Consider the following 18431-nt stretch of genomic DNA (forward strand, 5'->3'; position numbering starts at 1 on the left):
CCCTTTGCCAGCCCCGGCAACTCCTGGCCTGCGCCCTGCCCCGGCAATACCACCCAGCCCGCGCCGCACAAGGCATGCAGCACATGGCCCGGGTTTTGCTCTGTTGCTGCTACCAATAAGGGAGCGGCACCATGATAGGAAGCACGACAAGTCTGTTAGCGCTGGGACAGAAGACTTTTACACAATCCATGGAAAACGGCACCCTGCGGGCCGGGAGGATTGAAGTCACCAACGCCACGCCCGAGATCAAGACCAAGCTGGAAGCCAGCTATCAGGAGCAAGTGCGCTCGACCGCGCAAACCGTTGCCACCGCCAGGGCCAACCCTTCATGGGCGACCTTCGACGATAAAGGCAACGCCGTCGAACTGCCCGATGTTCAGTCACTCAGCAAAAGCGACGCCACCCATGTGGCCAACGGTCTTCAGTACCTGCTCGATATCGGGCGCCTGGACGGCAAGACTGTCACCGCGAAAAATGGCGACCAGTCGACCGATAACATCGCGGTCTACAAAGACTGGCTCCAGGCCCACATCGGCGTTGATGTACAGGCCTGAGACGGTTCACACCATCGGCACGGCAATCAGCAAGATCGCCGTGCCATGGGTGGCCGTCGCCGCCACCACACCGTAGCGCATCCGCACCAGCCCGCAGGCCAGGCCTTCAATCAGGGTAAAGGCCAACACTGGCCAGCCCAGTTGCGTCACGCTCAACGCCAGAAATGAATGGCACGCGGCGAACGCCAACCCGCTGAGCAACGCCGCACGCAGCGGCGTAACGTGCTGTTCGAGATAACCCTGCAAGAAGCCGCGAAACAATACCTCTTCCAGCGCATTGGCGCAGTAGGCAAGCACCAGCATGCCCATCAGCCAGGCCCAGTAAACCGGCTCAATGCCTTGATACAGCCGCAATGGCAGGCCGATCAGACACCCGGCCCCGAGGCCCAGCGCCAGGCCCGCCCAACGATTGCCCTTGAACAGCACCGTCAGTTGCCACAACTCCGGTGCCAGGCGCGCGAGCAGCGCAATCAGCCCAAGGGATAACCCGCCCAGCGCGGCCAGCACCCACGGGTTGGCCGTGAACTCGATCTGCACCTCGCGGCTCAGCGACCACATGCCCAGTGGCGTCATCGCATCGCGCATCAGCACAAAGGCCAGCAGCAGGATAACGATGCGCAAGCCCGGCAATGTTTTCGGCGTGAGACCGAACCACAGGCCAAACAGGATCAGTCCCGGGAGCAGGTATATTCCATAGTGGACCAGTACCGCAAACGCCTCGGCGATCACCCGGTTTCAGTCCCGTGCCACGGCGATCATGTCGATTTCCACGGCCGCGCCCTTGGGCAATTGCTGCACGCCCACCGAGGTGCGCGTATGGGATCCTGCGGCCCCCAGGATCTCGTTCAACAGGTCCGACGCACCGTTGGCCACTTCGCTTTGCTGGTCGAAGTCATCCGCGCTGCGCACGTACACATTGATCTTGAGGATCGCCTTGACCTGGTCCAGCGAACCCAGTGCCTGCTTGAGCAACCCCAGGCAACGCAGTGCGCTGACGCCCGCGGCAATCTGTGCGTCGGCCAGGCTGAGGCTTTCGCCGACCTTGCCTGGCAACACGATGGCGTCACCCACCCGCGGAATCTGGCCGCTGATGTAGACGTGATTGCCGTCCCTCAGCAGCGGCGTGTAGTTGCCGCCGATCTTGAACTCGTTGAGTTGATAACCCAGGCGCACCATGGCCGCCGCGTACTTTTGATCCGGTGTCATTTTTTTGTTTTCCTCAGTCGTTGCGAATCCACGCCATGAAATCGCCGGCCACAGCATAGCCATGTGCCATTTCCACGGGAAGTGCCGACCGCTATTTCGCAAGTGATACGACAACCAATACTGGCAAACAGCGCTTATCTTCTAGCCAAGAACAAATTTCACTTTCCTTGATCCCGGTAAATACGGCATGGTTGTACGACGACTTAAAAACACAATCCGAGTCGTCCTGGTACCCACAACAACAAGGAAACACCCATGCAAAACGTCAAGGTTCTGATTGGTTTTCTGTGCCTGTTCAGCGGTTACGCGGCCGCCGCGCCCGCCGCAAGTGACAAGGATGTAGCCGCTGCGGTCGATCATCTGACCCAGGCCATGTTGCACAAGGACATCCCGCAACTGCAGGCCCTCACCGCGAACAACCTCACCTACGGCCATTCCAGCGGCAAGGTCCAGAACAAGCAGGAATTTATCGCCGACATTGAAACCGGCAGAAGTGGTTTCAAGACCCTGGAAATGCAGAAACAGACCATCACCCTCAATGGCGACACCGCCCTGGTGCGCAACCACTTTTCCGCACAGGCGGTGAACAGTGGCGTCGAGGTGCCCACCGAAATTGAAAACTTCCAGGTCTGGCAGAAGCAGAAAGGCAAATGGCTGCTGATCGGGCGCCAGGCCTACAAGTTCTGAGTCCCGCCTGGATCGTTCCCACGCTCTGCGTGGGAATGCATCCGGTGACGCTCTGCGTCACTATCGCGCAAATCTACAGCGGGACGCGGAGCGTCCAAGGCGGCGTTCCCACGCAGAGCGTGGGAACGATCCGGCCCCCTAGTACGCCTCCACCGCCCAGCGCACTTTCACCAACGCCTCGCGCAGCACCTCCCGGTCCACCGACCCCAGCGCCACTCGCAAGGCATGGGGCACGTGGGCCGAGACGGCAAACGGCTCGGCCGTGGACACCGAGATATTTTCCCGTGCCAGCGCCATGGTGATCTGATCGGCGCGGGCATCTTCCGGCAACGGCAACCACAAGAAATACGAAGACGGATGGCGGATAACATTCAAGCCCGCCAACACCTCATCGGCCACCGCCTGGCGCGCCTGGGCGTCCTTACGTTTTTGCGCTTCAAGCTGCAGCACCGTGCCGTCGTCGATCCACGCGGCAGCCACCGCAGTCATCACCCCCGGAGTGTTCCAGGTGGTGGCCATGACCGTACGTTCCAGCGCCGCCATCCACGGCAACGGCGCAGCAACGTAACCCACCCGCAGGCCGGTGGCGACGCTCTTGGACAGCCCCGACACGTAAACCGTGCGTTCCGGCGCCAGTTCGGCCACGGGCGGTGGCGCGTCCTCGGCTAAAAACGCGTAGGCAGCATCCTCGATCAGGATCAGGTCATGCCGACGGGCAATCGCCACCAGGTGCTCGCGCTGCTCCCTGCTCATCACCCAACCCAACGGGTTATGCAGGGTCGGCATGCTGTACGCGGCGCGTACCGGGCGCCGGGCGCAGAGTTGTTCAAGAAAGGCCAAGTCGGGGCCCGTCGCGGTCACCGGGATCGCGACGATTTCCAGGTGCAGCGTCTCGGCCAGCACCTTGAACCCGGAATAGGTCAACGCATCCACCGCCACCACATCGCCGGGCCTGAGCAGCGACATCATGGTCACCGCCAGCCCATGCTGGGCACCGCTGACGATCAGCACCTGCTCGGCCTGCACCGTCAACCCACGACTCAGCAGATGACGCGCCACCGCTGCCCGCTCATGCAGCCGACCGGCGTGAGGCTGATAGCGCAGCAGCGCCGCCAGGTCGCCGGACAACGCCAACTGACGCAATGCGGTGCGCAGCAGGTCGGTCTGGCCCGGCAGCGACGGGTAGTTGAAGTTGAGATCGATCATGCCCGCCGCCACCGCGATCTGGCCGACGCCCTGCCCCGGCGACAACGCGATTTCCCGCACAAAGGTTCCGCGCCCGGTTTCACCACTGACCAGGCCCATGGCCTCAAGCTCGGTGTACACCCGGCTGGCGGTGACCAGCGCCAGGCCATGGCTGGCGGCCAACTGGCGGTGCGTCGGCAACCGGGTGCCCGCCGCCAGCGCGCCCGAACGGATATCCCGGGCGAAGGTGTCCACCAATGTCTTGTAGCGGGCGCGGGGCATAGGCGATGTATCCATGACAATTTTTTGATTGTCTTGATAGTGAATCATAGGATGCGCAGGACGCAACTTATCCCTATCGAGCCCTACACCCATGGAACGAACCACCCACCTCAACACCCGGGAAAACAACGCCAGCGGCTGGATCAACGGTTTGATCGGCGTGGTGATCTTCAGCGGCTCGCTGCCGGCCACGCGCTTGGCGGTGCTGGAGTTCGATCCGGTATTCCTGACCGTCGCCCGCGCCACCATCGCCGCCCTGCTCGGCCTGTGCCTGCTGTGGCTGTTCAAGGAAAAAACCCCGGCCCGCAGTCAGTTGCTGCCCCTGGCAATCGTCGCGCTGGGCGTGGTGATCGGCTTTCCTTTGCTCACCGCACTGGCCTTGCAGTACGTCACCAGTGCCCATTCCATCGTATTTGTCGGCCTGCTGCCGTTAGCCACTGCGGTCTTCGGCGTATGGCGCGGCGGCGAGCGGCCCAAGTTGGTGTTCTGGCTGTTTTCGATCCTGGGCAGCCTGCTGGTGGTGGGCTACGCGGTTGCCCAAGGCCTGAGCGCCGCGCCCGCCGGGGATTTGCTGATGCTGTTGGCAATCCTGGTGTGCGGCCTCGGTTATGCCGAAGGGGCCAGGCTCTCACGCACCCTGGGCGGCTGGCAGGTGATCTGCTGGGCGCTGGTGATCGCGCTGCCGATTGTGGCCCCGCTGACGGCGATCCTCGCCCCGGGCACTTTCGTGAGCATCAGCCTGCCGGCCTGGCTGAGCCTGGCCTATGTGTCGCTGTTCAGCATGCTGATCGGGTTTGTGTTCTGGTACCGCGGGCTGGCCCAGGGCGGCATTGCCGCCGTCGGGCAATTGCAGTTGCTGCAACCGTTTTTCGGCCTGGCACTGGCGGCCACGCTGCTGCATGAGCAGGTGAGCCTGGGCATGCTGGGGGTGACCGTCGCGGTGATTGCGTGCGTGGCGGGGGCCAAGAAGTTCGCCCGCTGACCATCAGCGCTCAGGCGCAACCATCTTGAACTTGATGACAATCGCATTGGACACCACGCTGTCCGCCCACTCCCCCGCGCCGATCCTGAAGTCATCGCGCTTGAGCACGAATTCGCCGTCGAATATGCCAATGCCGCTCTGCTCCTTGAGGGCCACCTTGACCTCCACCGGCCGGGTCTGGCCCTTGAGGGTCAGGTTGCCGCTGAACAGGTAACGGTTGTCGCCCAGGTCAGTGATGTGGGTCGAGGTGAAGGTGCCCACCGGGTAGGTCGTCATGTCGAACCAGCCGGGCTTGGGCAGCTCGGTGTTGGCGTCGTCGCTGCCGGCATTGATGCTCGGCAGCTGGATGGTCAGTACGGTGCTGGCGGCAGCCGGGTTTTGCGTGTCGAAATTCAGGGTCGCCGAATAGGTGCCAAACGTGCCGTACACCTCTTGGCCCATCTGGTCATAGGTGAAGCTGATGGTGCTGGCCGTCGGATTCACGTCGGTGTATTCCACGGCGTACGCGTTGGACAAGGTGGCGAAGGCAAGGAAGACCGCTGGCAATCGAGATTTCATGGGATTCTCAACCGGGAATGAACACGCTGTGCACTGCTAACAGCGTAGGCGCTGGATTTATTCACGCGCCTGGCATTAGGCTCGTGCCTCGACGGAACCCAAACAACAAGGAGCCACGATGCCCGCGCTTTCCCTGCAAGACACCACCGCCCCCGAAGGCGTCTGTTATGGCTGCGGCAGCAGCAACCCCCACGGCCTGCACATCAAGAGCCGCTGGGACGCCGACGGCATCCACGTGATCGCCGAGCACCAGCCCGACGCCCGATACAGCGGCTGGCCAGACCTGGTCTATGGCGGTCTGATCGCGATGCTGGTGGACTGCCACTCGAACTGGACCGCCATGGCCTACCACTACCGGGCCGAGCAACGCGAACCCGGCAGCCTGCCGCGTATCGACTGCGTCACCGGCAACCTGGGAATCAAATTCATCAAGCCGACACCCATGGGCGTGCCGCTGACCTTGCGCGCGAAAGTCGAAGGTGACGTGGGGCGCAAAAGCCGCGTGGTGTGCGAGGTGTACGCCGATGGCGTGCTGACGGCGATTGGCGATTCGGTCTTCGTACGGGTCGACACCGGGCAACTGGCCGCCGCGGCCCATGGCCGGGAAGCCTGATACTGGTCTACATTCAGTCCCACCGCTAATCGAGGACGCTACCGATGACTCGTCTGACCGCCAAAGACTTCGCCCCTGAACTGCTGGAGCTTTACGACGGCTACGCCCACGGCAAGATCAACCGCCGGGAATTTCTCGACCGCGCAGCACTGTTCACCTTCGGCGGGCTGACGGCCTCCGCCCTGCTCGCCGCCCTGAGCCCCAACTACGCCCTGGCCGAGCAGGTGAAATTCACCGACCCGGATATCGTCGCCGACTACATCACCTACCCGTCACCCAAGGGCAACGGCACGGTGCGCGGCTACCTGGTGCGCCCGGCCAAGGCCAGCGGCAAGGTGCCGGCGGTGGTGGTGGTGCATGAAAACCGGGGGTTGAACCCGTATATCGAAGACGTCGCCCGTCGGTTGGCCAAGGCCGGATTCATTGCCCTGGCGCCGGATGGCCTGACCTCGGTGGGCGGCTATCCCGGCAATGATGAGAAAGGTGTGGAGTTGCAACAGAAAGTCGATCCCGAGAAGCTGATGAACGACTTTTTCGCGGCCATCGAATGGTTGATGCACCACGATGCAAGCACCGGCAAGGTGGGCATTACCGGGTTCTGTTATGGCGGCGGCGTGACGAATGCGGCGGCCGTGGCTTATCCGGAGCTGGGTGCGGCGGTGTCGTTTTATGGGCGCCAGCCGGAAGCCAAGGATGTGCCACGGATCAAGGCACCGATCATGTTGCATTACGGTGAGCTGGATACGCGGATCAATGAGGGCTGGCCGGCGTATGAGAAAGCGTTGAAGGCGGCCGGCACGACCTATGAGGCGTTTATCTACAAGGGCGCCAACCACGGCTTCCACAATGATTCGACGCCGAGGTATGACGAGGCGGCGGCGAATCTGGCGTGGGAGCGGACGTTGGGCTGGTTCAAGAAATACCTGGTGTAACCCGCCCTCCAAAACACCACCCAACTCATGTGGGAGCGGGCTTGCTCGCGAACGCGGTGTGTCAGTCAGCAGATGTTTGACTGATCCACCGCTTTCGCGAGCAAGCCCGCTCCCACAGGGGATTTTCAGCGTTCTTGAGCTCAGTGCTCCAGCGCATACCGCCGGCAATGATTCAAATACCCTTCCTCATGGCTCCCCACCAACTGCACCACACTGGTCCACAGCCACGAAGGCGCATCCAGTTGCCTGGAGCGGTTCTCTTGCAACAGCGCCATCCAGTCCTTGCGCGTATCCCGGTCCATCTGCCGCGCATGGGCCACGCCGACCACCCGCGCCAGGTACCCGGCCGCGTGCATCGCATCAATCTCGCTCAGCTCATCCAGTTCCAGCTTCATGTCCTGGGGCAGCAGTTCGCGGATGAAAAACCCGTGATCCAGAAACCGCGTGGCCAACATTCGCTCCCCCAACGCCGGTGACAGGTGCCGCGCGCCCTCCACCACCCGCCGGCCGTTATCCCGAGGCATTTTTGCCCGGGCCGCACGCGGCGCCGCAGCGCCTACCGCTTCCTTGATGTCGAGCAGGCAGTATTCCTGATCAGACTTGTCCCCTACTCCCAGCAACACCGCATAACGCAGCAACCCAAGGGAGCTGCAACCCTTGACCCAATAGGCCGAGTCCAGCAGCTCAACCTCGGCGTCGTTGGAGCGGCCTTTGAGCGAAGTCACCAGCCGGTGGATTTCATCCGACGCGCACAACGTTTCAAGGGCGGACTTTTCTGCCCGCGACAACGACCAGAAATGCTTGCCCAATGGAATCGTCGGCCGGGTGTTTTCAATACGTTCGCGAGCCAGATTCTTCCAGGTGCGCTCCACCGCACTGCGCATCCCGGCCTTGACCTGGGACGGGCGCGGCGGTGCCTCGTCGGGCTTGTCCTTAAACGCCTGCGCGTAGCCCACCATCATCTCTTCAAGCATGCGGGCGGTGGTCACCCCCGGCAGGTCCGAACCCCGCGCAGCGGTGGCCAGGGACAAGGCCAGGCGCACCAGGTCATGGGCCGGATTGCCGATCACCGCCTGGTCAAGGTCACGGATATGCATATCGATCCGGCCCTTGGTATCGCCCGTGGGCCCAAGGTTACCGGCGTGGCAGTCGCCGCAGATCCAGATCGCCGGCCCGTGGGGCAAGCGCCGGCCGCGCTGGCTGTGCAGCCACTCGTAAAACTGAACCGTACTGCCCCGCACATAGGCGTGGGCGGAGCGCGCCATCTTCAGGTTGCGCAGTTGCGTGAGGTGGGGCATTCGCGAAGAGGGACGCGGAATTTTCATAGAAGTACTCGTCGTGGAGATACGGTAGAGGCTGGCCCGCGACAAATGTTTCATTTTGTTTCAGAGGATTCTATTAATAAGCCACGCCAATCAATCCCACTGCAATCGGTCTTTCTATTCCTCCCGTCTCCGGGACTAGCATCGGGTCAACTCGATGCAGCGAGTCACAACCCTAACTGCACACATCCCCAAACACTGCCGCCCTAACAAAAGAGATAACGCAGATGAATGAAGTGATGAACACCGCACCCGCCAAGATCAACCTGGTCAAGGCCCGAGGCTCGCTGGTATGGGACGATCAGGGCAAGGAATACATCGACTGTACCGCCCAGGCCTGGTCGAATAATTTGGGGGCCAATGACCCCCGGGTGGTGGAAGCCGCCGTCGCGCAATTGCGCGAAATGACTCACATCCGCCCCAACTTTGGCTCACCGGCCCACACCCGGCTGGTGAAGAAGCTGCGGGAAGTCTCCCCGGGCGCCCTCAACCTGATGGGCTTTGCCCTGCATGGCAGCCTCGCCGGTGAAATGGCGATGAAACTGGCTTTCAAGAACCGCCCCGGCGCACAGAACCTGCTGGTGCTGCAGGACGGCTACCACGGCCGCTCCCTGGCCACCCTCGGCGCCAGTTGGCCGCATCCGAACAATCCGTTCCTGGCGATCCAGCCACGTTTCACCCGCGTCCCCCACCCCAACCCGTACCGTACGCGTCTGGGCATGGACCCGGAAACCGAGTCGCAGCTGTGCCTTGGCCTGCTGGAAGAAACCATCCTCAAGGGCGTCGACGGTGGCGTGGCAGCAGTGATGATGGAACCGATCCAGGGCAATGGCGGGCATATCGAGTTCCCCCGCTCCTACTACAAAGGCGTGCGCGAGATCTGCGACCGCCTCGGCGTGCTGCTGATTTTTGATGAAGTGCAGACCGGCTTCGGGCGCATGGGCACTATGTTCGCTGCGGACTATTACGACGTGCTGCCCGACATCATCGTGTTCGGCAAAGGCGTCGGCGGCGGCTTCCCGCTGGCCGGGATCCTCGCCGATGACAAGCTCAAGTGGTTCGACGAAGGTGAAGAAGCCCTGACCTTCGGCCACTTCCCGGTCTCGCTGGCCGCCGGCTACGCCACGGTGGAAGCGATCGTCGCCGACAACCTCTGCGAAAAGGCCCGCGACTCCGGCGACTACATCACCGCCCGCCTCAAGGACATGCAAACCCGCCACCCGCTGATCGGCGACGTGCGCTGCCCCGGGCTGATGGCGTCCATCGAGCTGGTCAAGGACCGCACCACCAAGGAACCGGCCTGCCGGGAATCCCAGGAGGTGTATCGCCTTGGGGTGGAGCGCGGCGTATTGTTTGGCGAAAGCCGCTACGCCGGGCTGGGTAACCTGATCAAGGTCAAGCCTCCTCTGGATATCGAACGCCCGTTGCTGGCCAAGGCCCTCGATGTGCTGGACGAGGTGATCGGCATCATCGAGGAGCAACGGCCATGAGCACATTCGTTGAAAACACCGTGACCGCCCCGCCGAATGCCCAGGCCCCGCTGTCCAGCGACGACGCCGACCTGGCCAGCCTCGGCTACGAGCAAAAGATGCACCGCACCATGAGTTCGTTCACCTCGTTTGCCCTGGCCTTTTCCATGGTCTCGATCAACACCGGGGTGGTCACGCTGTTCGCCGACCCGTTCAACCGCGTCGGCGGTATCGGCATCCTTTTGTGGCTGCTGGTGATCCCGCTGGTGTGCTGCATCGTCATGGTCTACTGCCACCTGGCCGGGCGCATTCCGCTTACCGGCTACGCCTACCAATGGTCCAGCCGGTTGGCGGGCAATCACTTCGGCTGGTTTACCGGCTGGGTCGCGTTCACCTCGTTTGTCGCCGGTACAGCCGCCACCTCGGCGGCCATCGGCACGGTGTTCGCGCCGGAGATCTGGGCCAACCCGACACAGGGCCAGATCCAGGGCCTGAGCATCGGTGCCACGCTGGTGGTAGGCCTGCTGAACATCTGCGGGATTCGCCTGGCCACGCGGATCAACGACATCGGCGCGATCATCGAAATCATCGGCACGGTGCTGCTGGCGATTGCGTTGTTCTTCGGGGTGTTTTTCTTCTTCGAGCACACCCAGGGCGTGGCGATCCTGACCTCGGCACAACCGGTGAGCGGCGGCACCCTCAGCTTCACCACCCTCGCCCTCGCCACCTTGCTGCCGGTCTCGGTGCTGCTGGGTTGGGAAGGCGCGGCGGACCTGTCGGAGGAAACCAAGGACCCACGCCGCGCCGCGCCCCGGGCGATGATTCGTGCGGTGCTGGTGTCCAGTGTATTGGGCTTCGTGGTGTTCGCCTTGCTGAGCATTGCGATCCCGGGGTCGGTCAGCGAGCTGCTCAGCCACAGCGAAAACCCGGTGATCAATATCGTGCGCCTGCAACTGGGCAACGCCGCCGGCGTGGGCATGATCGTGATCGCCTTCGCCTCGATCCTCGCCTGCCTGATCGCCAACATGGCGGTGGCCACCCGCATGACCTTCGCCCTGTCCCGGGACAACATGCTGCCGGGCTCCAAGGTGCTGGCGAAGATCAACCCGCACTTCGGTACGCCGGTCGCCGCCATCGTGCTGATCACCGCCATCGCCGTGCTGCTGAACCTGGCGAGCGGCGGGTTTGTCACGGCGATCTACTCGATGGTCGGCCTGACCTACTACTGCACCTACCTGCTGACGCTGATTGCCGCGTACCTGGCCTATAAAAATGGCCGGATGCCGGGGGCGCCTGCGGGTGTGTTCAGCCTGGGCAAGTGGTTGTTGCCGATGATCGTCCTCGGTGGCCTGTGGGCCATCGCGGTGATCCTGACCCTGAGCGTGCCCGAAGAAAGCCACACCGGCGCCATCACCACCGGGGTTACACTCGGGGTCGGCGTGCTGTGGTGGTTGTTTTCGCTGCGCACGCGCCTTAACAATGGCACCGCCGGGCCGAGCGGCAAATTGCTCGACCACTAGCCGCTGATTGCAGCCAAATAACAAAACCCCGGGCGCCGGGGTTTTGTCTTGTCACCTTCAAGGAGCTTCCCGATGTTTGAACAGGCCAGTTGGCTCAATCAACCCCAGCAATGGAGCCGAGAAGGCGAGCGCCTCAAGGTGCGCACCGATGCCAGCACCGATTTCTGGCGCGAAACCCACTATGGTTTTGTGCGCGACAACGGGCATTTCCTGTTTGTTGAAACCGACGGCGACTTTACCGCCCAAGTCAAAATCCACAGCGCGTTTACCCACCTGTATGACCAGGCCGGGTTGATGGTGCGGGTGGATGAAGCGCATTGGGTGAAGATCGGTGCAGAGCTGTCCGACGGTGTGACGCTGTTGAGCAGCGTATTGACCGATGGCGTGTCGGACTGGGCCACCGGTGTGTTCCCGGGTGATCCCGAGGCGTTCTGGATTCGCGCCACCGTGGCCAAGGGCGTGCTGCGCGTGCAGGTGTCGGTGGATGGCGTGAGCTGGCCATTGGTGCGCCTGGCGCCGTTCCCCGTGGCTGCGTCGTATCGGGTGGGACCTTATTGCTGCACGCCGGAACGTGGCGGGCTGGAGGTGGAGTTTTCCGAGCTTCAGGTAAGTGCGCCCAACGGCAAATCCCTGCACGACCTGTCCTGACTAACCCCGGCTGCTCGCCACTTCCATCGCCAACTCGGCAAAGTTGCGCGCCGCCACACTCGGTTGTAGCGGCAAGGCGACCGCCACTTCACACATCGGCATATCGCTGATCACCGGGAAAGCCAGGCCGGGCCGTGCATAAAAACGTGCGGTGGACAGCGCGGTGATACTGATCCCGCGCTCCGACGCCACCGCCTGCAACTCGGTCTCCACCGTCGAAGCTTCATGGACAATCCGCGCCGGCTGGCCATCGCGGTACGCGTCGGCGGTCCAGAAACTGCGCCACACGCCCACTCCCGGTGCAGCAATGATCGGCTCATCCAGCACATCGTAGATGCTCACGCTGCTCTCCCCGGCCAACCGGTGGCTGGACGCCAGGCACGCCACGCAGGGTTCGGTCACCAGGGTGTGCAACTCGATGTCCGGCAGGCCCAGTGGCGGGCGCAGCACCGACACGTCCATGCCCTCGTCGATCCCGGCATGGGGCGAGCCGAAGTCATACTCGCGCACCACCAGTTCGATCTCCGGGTAGCGCTTGGCGAACACGCTGAGGATTTGCGGCATCAAGTCCACACCCGCGCCGATCAGGAAGCCGATATTCAATGAGCCGCGTACGCCGCGTGCATGTTCGTGGGCGGTGCGTACCAGGCGGCTTACGCCATTGACGATTTCCCGCGCCTCTACCAGCAAGGCCAGGCCGGCTTCGGTCAGTGCTACGTTGCGGGTGTTGCGTTGGAACAGTTGTACGTCCAGCAGCGCCTCAAACTGGCGGATGGTCTGGGACAGCGCGGGTTGCGAGACATGCAGACGGGTCGCGGCGCGCACGAAGCTGAGCTCCTCGGCCACCACCACGAAGGCCTTGAGTTGACGGATGTCTACGCCGGAAGTTTGCATTGCAGCCTCTTATGATCAGTGGCAGACCGAGTGGGAGAATAACCTGTGGCGAGGGAGCTTGCTCCCGTTGGGTTGCGCAGCGACCCTGAAACCATCCGCCGCGTTCTTGCTGAACTAACACCGTCGCTTCTTTGGGGCCGCTACGCAGCCCAGCGGGAGCAAGCTCCCTCGCCACAGCGTCGACCCAACCTCAGTGCATGGCCACTTCACGCAACCACGTCTTGAACGCCAGCATCGCCGGCGTCTCGGCCCGTGACTGCAAGCGCGTCAGCCAATAACTGCCGGTGGTGATGCCGATCTCGAACGGCTGGCGAATCACATCCGTCGCCAACTGCCGGCTGAACATCATCGCCGGCGCCAGGGCCACCCCCGCCCCTTGCAGCGCCGCCTCCATCATCGCCAGGGACGAGTCGAAAACGATACTGCGCGGCACCAGCGTGTCGGCTGGCAATCCCGCGGCCTGGAACCATTGCGTCCACTCATCCGCACGATATGAGCGCAGCAGCGTGTGCTTCAACAGGTCCGCCGGAGTCTGCAATTGCCGAGCAAGTTGCGGCACGCACAGCACCGTCAGCGGCGCCTCCAGCAATTGGCACGCCTCGGTGCCGTGCCACGCGCCGGAACCAAACCGGATTGCGTAATCCAGGCCTTCGGCCGCCACGTCGACGCGGTTGTTGTTGGTGGACAGGCGCAAGTCGATAAACGGGTAGCGCGCCTGGAAATCCGCAAGCCGCGGCAACAGCCAGCCCACCGCAAAGGTGCCCACCGCGCCTACCGTCAATACTTCGCGGTAATGCCCACCTTCAAACTGGCCTAAGGTTTGAGCTATCCGGTCGAAGGATTCGCGCAACACCGGCAGCAGGGTCTCGCCCTCGCTGGTGAGCATCAGGCCCCGGGGCAGGCGTTTGAACAGCGTGACATTGAGCTGCGCCTCCAGGCTTTTCACCTGGTGACTGACCGCCGCCTGGGTGACGCACAGTTCAATCGCCGCCCGGGTAAAACTCAAATGCCGCGCAGACGCCTCGAAGGCTCGCAGCGCGTTGAGTGGCAAATGGGAACGGAGCATGGCTTGACCCTAATTTTTCTAATGGCTGTTGCGAGATATCATCGTTTGCCGCGGGATCACAAACTGCCTAGATTTGCGGCGCCTGCGCAGGCAACGGTATTCACCCGATCACCTTCATGGAAGTCACGTCATCATGTACACATCTCTTTTTCCAACCGTGCGCAACACCGCGATATTCGCCTTATTGCTCGGCGCAGGCAACTGCATGGCGGCTACCGACATGCGCCAGGTCGTGGACAGTACGGTCCAGCCCCTGATGCAGCAACAGGACATCGCCGGCCTGTCGGTGGCGATCGTACAGAACGGCAAGGCGCAATACTTTAACTACGGCGTTGCCAGCAAGGAGAGCAAGCAGCCCGTCACCGAAAACACCCTGTTTGAAATCGGCTCGGTGAGCAAGACCTTCACCGCCACCCTTGCCGGCTATGCCCTGGCCAACGGCAAGCTGAAGCTATCGGACCCGGCCAACCAATACCTGCCGGCATTGCGCGGCGACACGTTTGACCACATCAGCCTGCTCAACCTCGGCACCTACACCGCAGGTGGCTTGCCCCTGCAATTCCCCGATGAGTCCGATAACGCCGGCAAGATGATCAGCTACTACCAGCACTGGAAACCGGACTTCGCTCCCGGCACCCAACGCCTGTATTCCAACCCGAGCATCGGCTTGTTCGGCCACCTGGCAGCGCAAAGCCTGGGCCAGCCGTTTGACCGGTTGATGGCGCAGACCCTGCTGCCGAAACTCGGCCTCAAGCACACCTTTATCAGCGTACCCAAGTCACAAATGAACCTGTACGCCCAGGGTTACGACAAGTCCGGCAAACCGGTGCGCGTCGGGCCTGGCGCCCTGGACGCCGAGGCCTACGGCATCAAGACCAGCACCTCGGACCTGATTCAGTACGTTGAAGTGAACATGCACCCGGCGAAGCTGGAGAAGCCGCTGCAACAGGCGATTGCCGCAACCCACACCGGCTACTACACGGTGGATGGCATGACCCAGGGCCTCGGCTGGGAGATGTACCCCTACCCGATCACGCTGGATGCATTGACGGAAGGCAACTCGGCACAAATGGCCTTTCAGCCCCACAAGGTCAACTGGCTGACACCACCGCAAGCGCCCCATGCCGACACGCTGGTGAACAAGACTGGCGCCACCGGTGGTTTTGGCGCCTACGTGGCGTACGTGCCGAGCAAAGGCCTGGGGGTGGTGATCCTGGCGAACAAGAACTACCCGAATGCCGAACGGGTAAAAGTGGCCCATGCGATCTTGAGTGCGATGGATAAATAAATCCCTGCACACCTCAAATGTGGGAGCGGGCAAGCCCGCTCCCACATTGTTTTGTGGCGTGATTCAAGTTGGGTTTACATCCCCAGCCAATGCGGCAAGGCCAGCGATATGAACGGCAGGTAAGTCACCATGATCAGGAACACCAGCAGGATCATCAGCCACGGCAACGCCGCGCGGATGGTCTGCCCCAGCGTCAGCCCTGTCACTGCCGAGGTCACAAACAGGTTCAACCCCACCGGCGGATGCACCAGGCCAATCTCCATGTTGACCACCATCACAATTCCCAGGTGAATCGGGTCGATCCCCAGCTTCATCGCAATCGGGAAAAAGATCGGCGCCAGGATCAGCACGATCGCCGACGGCTCCATAAAGCTGCCCGCCACCAGCAACACCACGTTGACCATGATCAGGAAACCAATCGGCGTCAGGCCCTCGGAGATCACCCACGCGGTGATTTCCTGGGGAATCTGCTCCGTGGTCAGCACGTGAGCGAAGAGCATGGCGTTGGCGATGATAAACATCAGCATGATCGCCAGGCGCCCGGACTCCAGCAGCACCTTGGGGCAATCCCTGATCTTCATGTCCTTGTAGATGAACAGCGCGACAAACGCCGAGTACACCGCCGCCACCGCCGCCGCTTCGGTCGGGGTGAACATGCCGCTGTAGATCCCGCCCAGGATGATCACCAGCAGCAACAGGCCCCAGAATGCCCGGCGGGCGCAGGTCAGCCACTCGCGAAAGGTCGCCCGTGGCTGGGCCGGCAGTTTCTTGATGCGCGCGACGATGTAGATCGCGACCATCAACATCAAGCCCAGCAGCAGGCCCGGAATCACCCCGGCCATGAACAGCTTGCCCACCGAGGTTTCCGTGGCGGCCGAGTACACCACCATCACGATCGACGGCGGAATCAGGATGCCCAGGGTACCGGCGTTGCAGATGATCCCGGCGCCGAATTCCTTCGGGTAGCCCGAGCGCACCATGCCCGCCACGGCAATCGAACCCACCGCCGCCACTGTCGCGGGCGAGGAGCCCGACAGTGCGGCAAACAGCATGCATGCCAGCACCGCTGCAATCGCCAGCCCGCCGCGGATATGCCCGACGCAGGCGTTGGCAAAGTCGATCAGCCGCTGCGCCACGCCACCGGTGGTCATGAACGCACCCGACAACAGGAAGAACGGAATCGCCAGGAAGGTATAGGCGTCCGAGGTTTCAAACAGCTTGATTGCCAGGGAACTCACCGAGTCCGGGCTGAACATCAGGATCGACACCGCGCCCGACAACCCCAGGGAAATCGCGATGGGCACACCGAGGAACATGAACACGAACAGCAGCAAAAACAGACACAGAACGGCCATCAGTGACGCTCCTCATGGCTGCCGGCCAACTTGCTGGCTTCACCGGCTTCGTCGGCCAGGCCCAGCCCGGTTTGGCGGTGGGTGAAGATGCGGTAGAAAATTTCCAGGTAGCGGATGAACACCAGGGCAAAGCCGATGGGCACGATCACCACGATGTCGTCGACGTCGATGCCGAACTTGTCGAGGTCTTCGGCGCCGATGTGCGCGGTGGTGACCGCACTCAGCCATTTGTAGCTGGCAACCATGAACAACCCGGCGTAGGCCAGGCAGCACAGGCAAGCCAGCATGCCCAGCAGGCGCTGCACCCGGCGCGGCGTCAGCTTGACCAGCGCGTCCACCCCCAGGTGGCCGGCGGTGCGTACGCCGTAGGAGATGCCAAAGAAAATCAACCAACCGAACATGGCCTTGGTCAGCGCCACGCTCCAGGTCATGTCCTGGGCCCAGCCCATGGTGTGGTCACCCAGGGCATTGAAGAAACCGCTGCTCCACGCCCACTTGTCGGCAAGGGCAAAGAACAGGGTGTAGATGTTGTTGAGCATGACGTAGACAAAAGTCACCAGGGTCATGGCGGCCAGCAGGATGGCGATAAAGCCTTCCTCCAGGTGCTCCCAGACGCGCCTTAGCGTTTGCATGGCAAAACCTCGCGAAGCGGAGATAGGTGTGTGCAAGGCTTGGAGGCGGGAACCGGATCAAAATGTGGGAGCGGGCTTGCTCGCGAATGCAGTCTTTCAGTTGATGCATTCGGTGACTGATACACCGCATTCGCGAGCAAGCCCGCTCCCACATTTGATCTCGGTGCTCTCCAAATTACTGGTTCGACGCGTCGGCCGCCTTGATCAGGTCAGCGCCGATTTCACCTTCGAACTTCTGCCACACCGGGCGCATGGCTTCGCGCCAGAGCTGGCGTTGCTCCGGTGTCAGTTCGATGATTTCGCTGGTCTTGGCGTCGATGATCTTCTGCTTGGCCGACTGGTTCAGCGCCTCGGCCTGCTTGTTCACCTCGACGGTGACTTCAACCATGACCTGATCCAGGGTGGTGCGCACATCCGGCGGCAGGCCGTTCCAGAACTTGGCGTTGGTGATCACCATGTAGTCGATCAGCCCATGGTTGGATTCGGTGAAGTACTTCTGCACTTCGTTGACCTTCTGGCTTTCATAGTTCGACCAGGTGTTCTCGGTGCCGTTGACGGTGCCGGTCTGCAAGCCCTGGTACACCTCGGCAAAACTCATCTTGCGCGGGTTGGCGCGGATCGCCTTGAACTGCTCCTCCAGGACGCTGGAGGCCTGCACGCGAAACTTCAGGCCACGGGCATCCTTGGGCTCACGCAATGCCTTGTTCGCCGACAGTTGCTTGAGGCCGTTGTGCCAATAGGCCAGACCGAGGATGTTCTTGTCTTGCATCGAGGTCAGCAACGCCTTGCCCTGGGCCGCCTGGAAACGGTCGACCGCCGCCAGGTCGTTGAACAGGAACGGCAGGTCGTAGATTTGTACTTGCTTGGTGTACTGCTCAAACTTGGCCAGGGACGGCGCCAGCATCTGCACGTCGCCCAGCAGCAGCGCTTCCATTTCCTTGCCGTCGCCGAACAGCGAGGAGTTGGGGTACACCTCGACTTTCACCCGGCCGGGCAGGCGTTCTTCAGCGAGCTTCTTGAACAGCAGGGCGCCCTGGCCTTTGGGGGTGTTTTCCGCGACGACGTGGGCGAACTTGATCACGATGGGGTCGGCCGCCTGGGCCAGGCCCGCGGCAAACAAGGTGGCGGCGCAGAACAGCGCCCGAGAAAGCTTGAGCATGGAAAATCACCTTCTTATTGTTGTGTTATAGGGCAAGGTGCCTGATGTCACGCGTATAGAGAATTTCGAATTTTAGATA

At 62.2% G+C, this 18431-nt stretch carries 19 protein-coding genes; 9 read left to right on the top strand and 10 right to left on the bottom strand.

Going from position 1 to position 18431, the window contains the following annotated elements; translation table 11 throughout:
* Window positions 1–188: 188 nt before the first annotated feature.
* On the top strand, window positions 189–554 hold the full coding sequence (locus tag V6607_RS17875; RefSeq protein ID WP_003215095.1) for a hypothetical protein: 366 nt from the start codon (window positions 189–191) through the stop codon (window positions 552–554).
* A 6-nt stretch (window positions 555–560) separates the two neighbouring features.
* On the opposite strand, the gene V6607_RS17880 is transcribed toward V6607_RS17875, so the two are convergent.
* Both V6607_RS17880 and V6607_RS17885 read right to left on the bottom strand, forming a co-directional pair.
* The gene (locus V6607_RS17880) at window positions 561–1283 is read right to left on the bottom strand and encodes a CPBP family intramembrane glutamic endopeptidase (RefSeq protein WP_134326754.1); all 723 of its coding nucleotides are present in this window, start codon (window positions 1281–1283) and stop codon (window positions 561–563) included.
* A gap of 6 nt (window positions 1284–1289) precedes the next feature.
* Window positions 1290–1760, bottom strand: coding sequence for a RidA family protein (locus tag V6607_RS17885; RefSeq protein ID WP_134326755.1), 471 nt, complete (start codon window positions 1758–1760; stop codon window positions 1290–1292).
* Between the two features lie 255 nt (window positions 1761–2015).
* Between V6607_RS17885 and V6607_RS17890 the strand changes: the two genes are divergently transcribed.
* Window positions 2016–2447, top strand: a complete 432-nt coding sequence (locus V6607_RS17890; protein WP_003215089.1) for a nuclear transport factor 2 family protein — start codon at window positions 2016–2018, stop codon at window positions 2445–2447.
* A 138-nt stretch (window positions 2448–2585) separates the two neighbouring features.
* On the opposite strand, the gene V6607_RS17895 is transcribed toward V6607_RS17890, so the two are convergent.
* On the bottom strand, window positions 2586–3914 hold the full coding sequence (locus V6607_RS17895) for a PLP-dependent aminotransferase family protein (RefSeq protein WP_134326756.1): 1329 nt from the start codon (window positions 3912–3914) through the stop codon (window positions 2586–2588).
* A 91-nt stretch (window positions 3915–4005) separates the two neighbouring features.
* On the opposite strand from V6607_RS17895, the gene V6607_RS17900 reads away from it, so the two are divergent.
* Complete coding sequence (locus tag V6607_RS17900) at window positions 4006–4896, top strand: DMT family transporter (RefSeq protein WP_134326757.1); 891 nt, start codon at window positions 4006–4008, stop codon at window positions 4894–4896.
* 3 nt (window positions 4897–4899) lie between these two features.
* Here V6607_RS17900 and V6607_RS17905 read toward each other — a convergent pair whose 3' ends face one another.
* Window positions 4900–5454, bottom strand: a complete 555-nt coding sequence (locus V6607_RS17905; RefSeq protein WP_087695009.1) for a YceI family protein — start codon at window positions 5452–5454, stop codon at window positions 4900–4902.
* A gap of 118 nt (window positions 5455–5572) precedes the next feature.
* On the opposite strand from V6607_RS17905, the gene V6607_RS17910 reads away from it, so the two are divergent.
* Both V6607_RS17910 and yghX read left to right on the top strand, forming a co-directional pair.
* Complete coding sequence (locus V6607_RS17910) at window positions 5573–6067, top strand: PaaI family thioesterase (protein ID WP_087695007.1); 495 nt, start codon at window positions 5573–5575, stop codon at window positions 6065–6067.
* Between the two features lie 44 nt (window positions 6068–6111).
* On the top strand, window positions 6112–6999 hold the full coding sequence (gene yghX / locus V6607_RS17915; protein WP_063029644.1) for a YghX family hydrolase: 888 nt from the start codon (window positions 6112–6114) through the stop codon (window positions 6997–6999).
* A gap of 140 nt (window positions 7000–7139) precedes the next feature.
* Here yghX and V6607_RS17920 read toward each other — a convergent pair whose 3' ends face one another.
* The gene (locus V6607_RS17920) at window positions 7140–8324 is read right to left on the bottom strand and encodes a DUF2252 family protein (RefSeq protein WP_102604955.1); all 1185 of its coding nucleotides are present in this window, start codon (window positions 8322–8324) and stop codon (window positions 7140–7142) included.
* Window positions 8325–8548: 224 nt separating this feature from the next.
* Here V6607_RS17920 and V6607_RS17925 point away from each other — a divergent pair, with 224 nt between their 5' ends.
* From V6607_RS17925 to V6607_RS17935, 3 genes are all read left to right on the top strand, one after another.
* The gene (locus V6607_RS17925; protein WP_134326758.1) at window positions 8549–9811 is read left to right on the top strand and encodes an aminotransferase class III-fold pyridoxal phosphate-dependent enzyme; all 1263 of its coding nucleotides are present in this window, start codon (window positions 8549–8551) and stop codon (window positions 9809–9811) included.
* On the top strand, window positions 9808–11310 hold the full coding sequence (locus V6607_RS17930) for an amino acid permease (RefSeq protein WP_087695002.1): 1503 nt from the start codon (window positions 9808–9810) through the stop codon (window positions 11308–11310). The genes V6607_RS17925 and V6607_RS17930 overlap by 4 nt, the downstream gene beginning before the upstream one ends.
* Window positions 11311–11382: 72 nt before the next feature.
* Window positions 11383–11958, top strand: coding sequence for a DUF1349 domain-containing protein (locus tag V6607_RS17935; protein WP_134326759.1), 576 nt, complete (start codon window positions 11383–11385; stop codon window positions 11956–11958).
* On the opposite strand, the gene V6607_RS17940 is transcribed toward V6607_RS17935, so the two are convergent.
* Both V6607_RS17940 and V6607_RS17945 read right to left on the bottom strand, forming a co-directional pair.
* Complete coding sequence (locus V6607_RS17940; RefSeq protein ID WP_134326760.1) at window positions 11959–12852, bottom strand: LysR family transcriptional regulator; 894 nt, start codon at window positions 12850–12852, stop codon at window positions 11959–11961.
* 190 nt (window positions 12853–13042) lie between these two features.
* Window positions 13043–13918, bottom strand: a complete 876-nt coding sequence (locus V6607_RS17945) for a LysR family transcriptional regulator (RefSeq protein ID WP_003215066.1) — start codon at window positions 13916–13918, stop codon at window positions 13043–13045.
* A 133-nt stretch (window positions 13919–14051) separates the two neighbouring features.
* Between V6607_RS17945 and ampC the strand changes: the two genes are divergently transcribed.
* Window positions 14052–15206: a class C beta-lactamase gene (gene ampC / locus V6607_RS17950; protein WP_134326761.1), complete on the top strand. Its 1155-nt coding sequence runs from the start codon at window positions 14052–14054 to the stop codon at window positions 15204–15206.
* Between the two features lie 74 nt (window positions 15207–15280).
* Here ampC and dctM read toward each other — a convergent pair whose 3' ends face one another.
* From dctM to dctP, 3 genes are all read right to left on the bottom strand, one after another.
* Window positions 15281–16561, bottom strand: coding sequence for a C4-dicarboxylate TRAP transporter large permease protein DctM (dctM, locus tag V6607_RS17955; RefSeq protein ID WP_003215062.1), 1281 nt, complete (start codon window positions 16559–16561; stop codon window positions 15281–15283).
* Window positions 16561–17193, bottom strand: coding sequence for a TRAP transporter small permease (locus tag V6607_RS17960; protein WP_003215060.1), 633 nt, complete (start codon window positions 17191–17193; stop codon window positions 16561–16563). The genes dctM and V6607_RS17960 overlap by 1 nt, the downstream gene beginning before the upstream one ends.
* Window positions 17194–17368: 175 nt before the next feature.
* Window positions 17369–18352, bottom strand: coding sequence for a C4-dicarboxylate TRAP substrate-binding protein DctP (dctP, locus tag V6607_RS17965; protein ID WP_003215057.1), 984 nt, complete (start codon window positions 18350–18352; stop codon window positions 17369–17371).
* Window positions 18353–18431 lie beyond the last annotated feature (79 nt).

Source organism: Pseudomonas sp. KK18, assembly GCF_037094675.1.
GTDB lineage: Bacteria > Pseudomonadota > Gammaproteobacteria > Pseudomonadales > Pseudomonadaceae > Aquipseudomonas.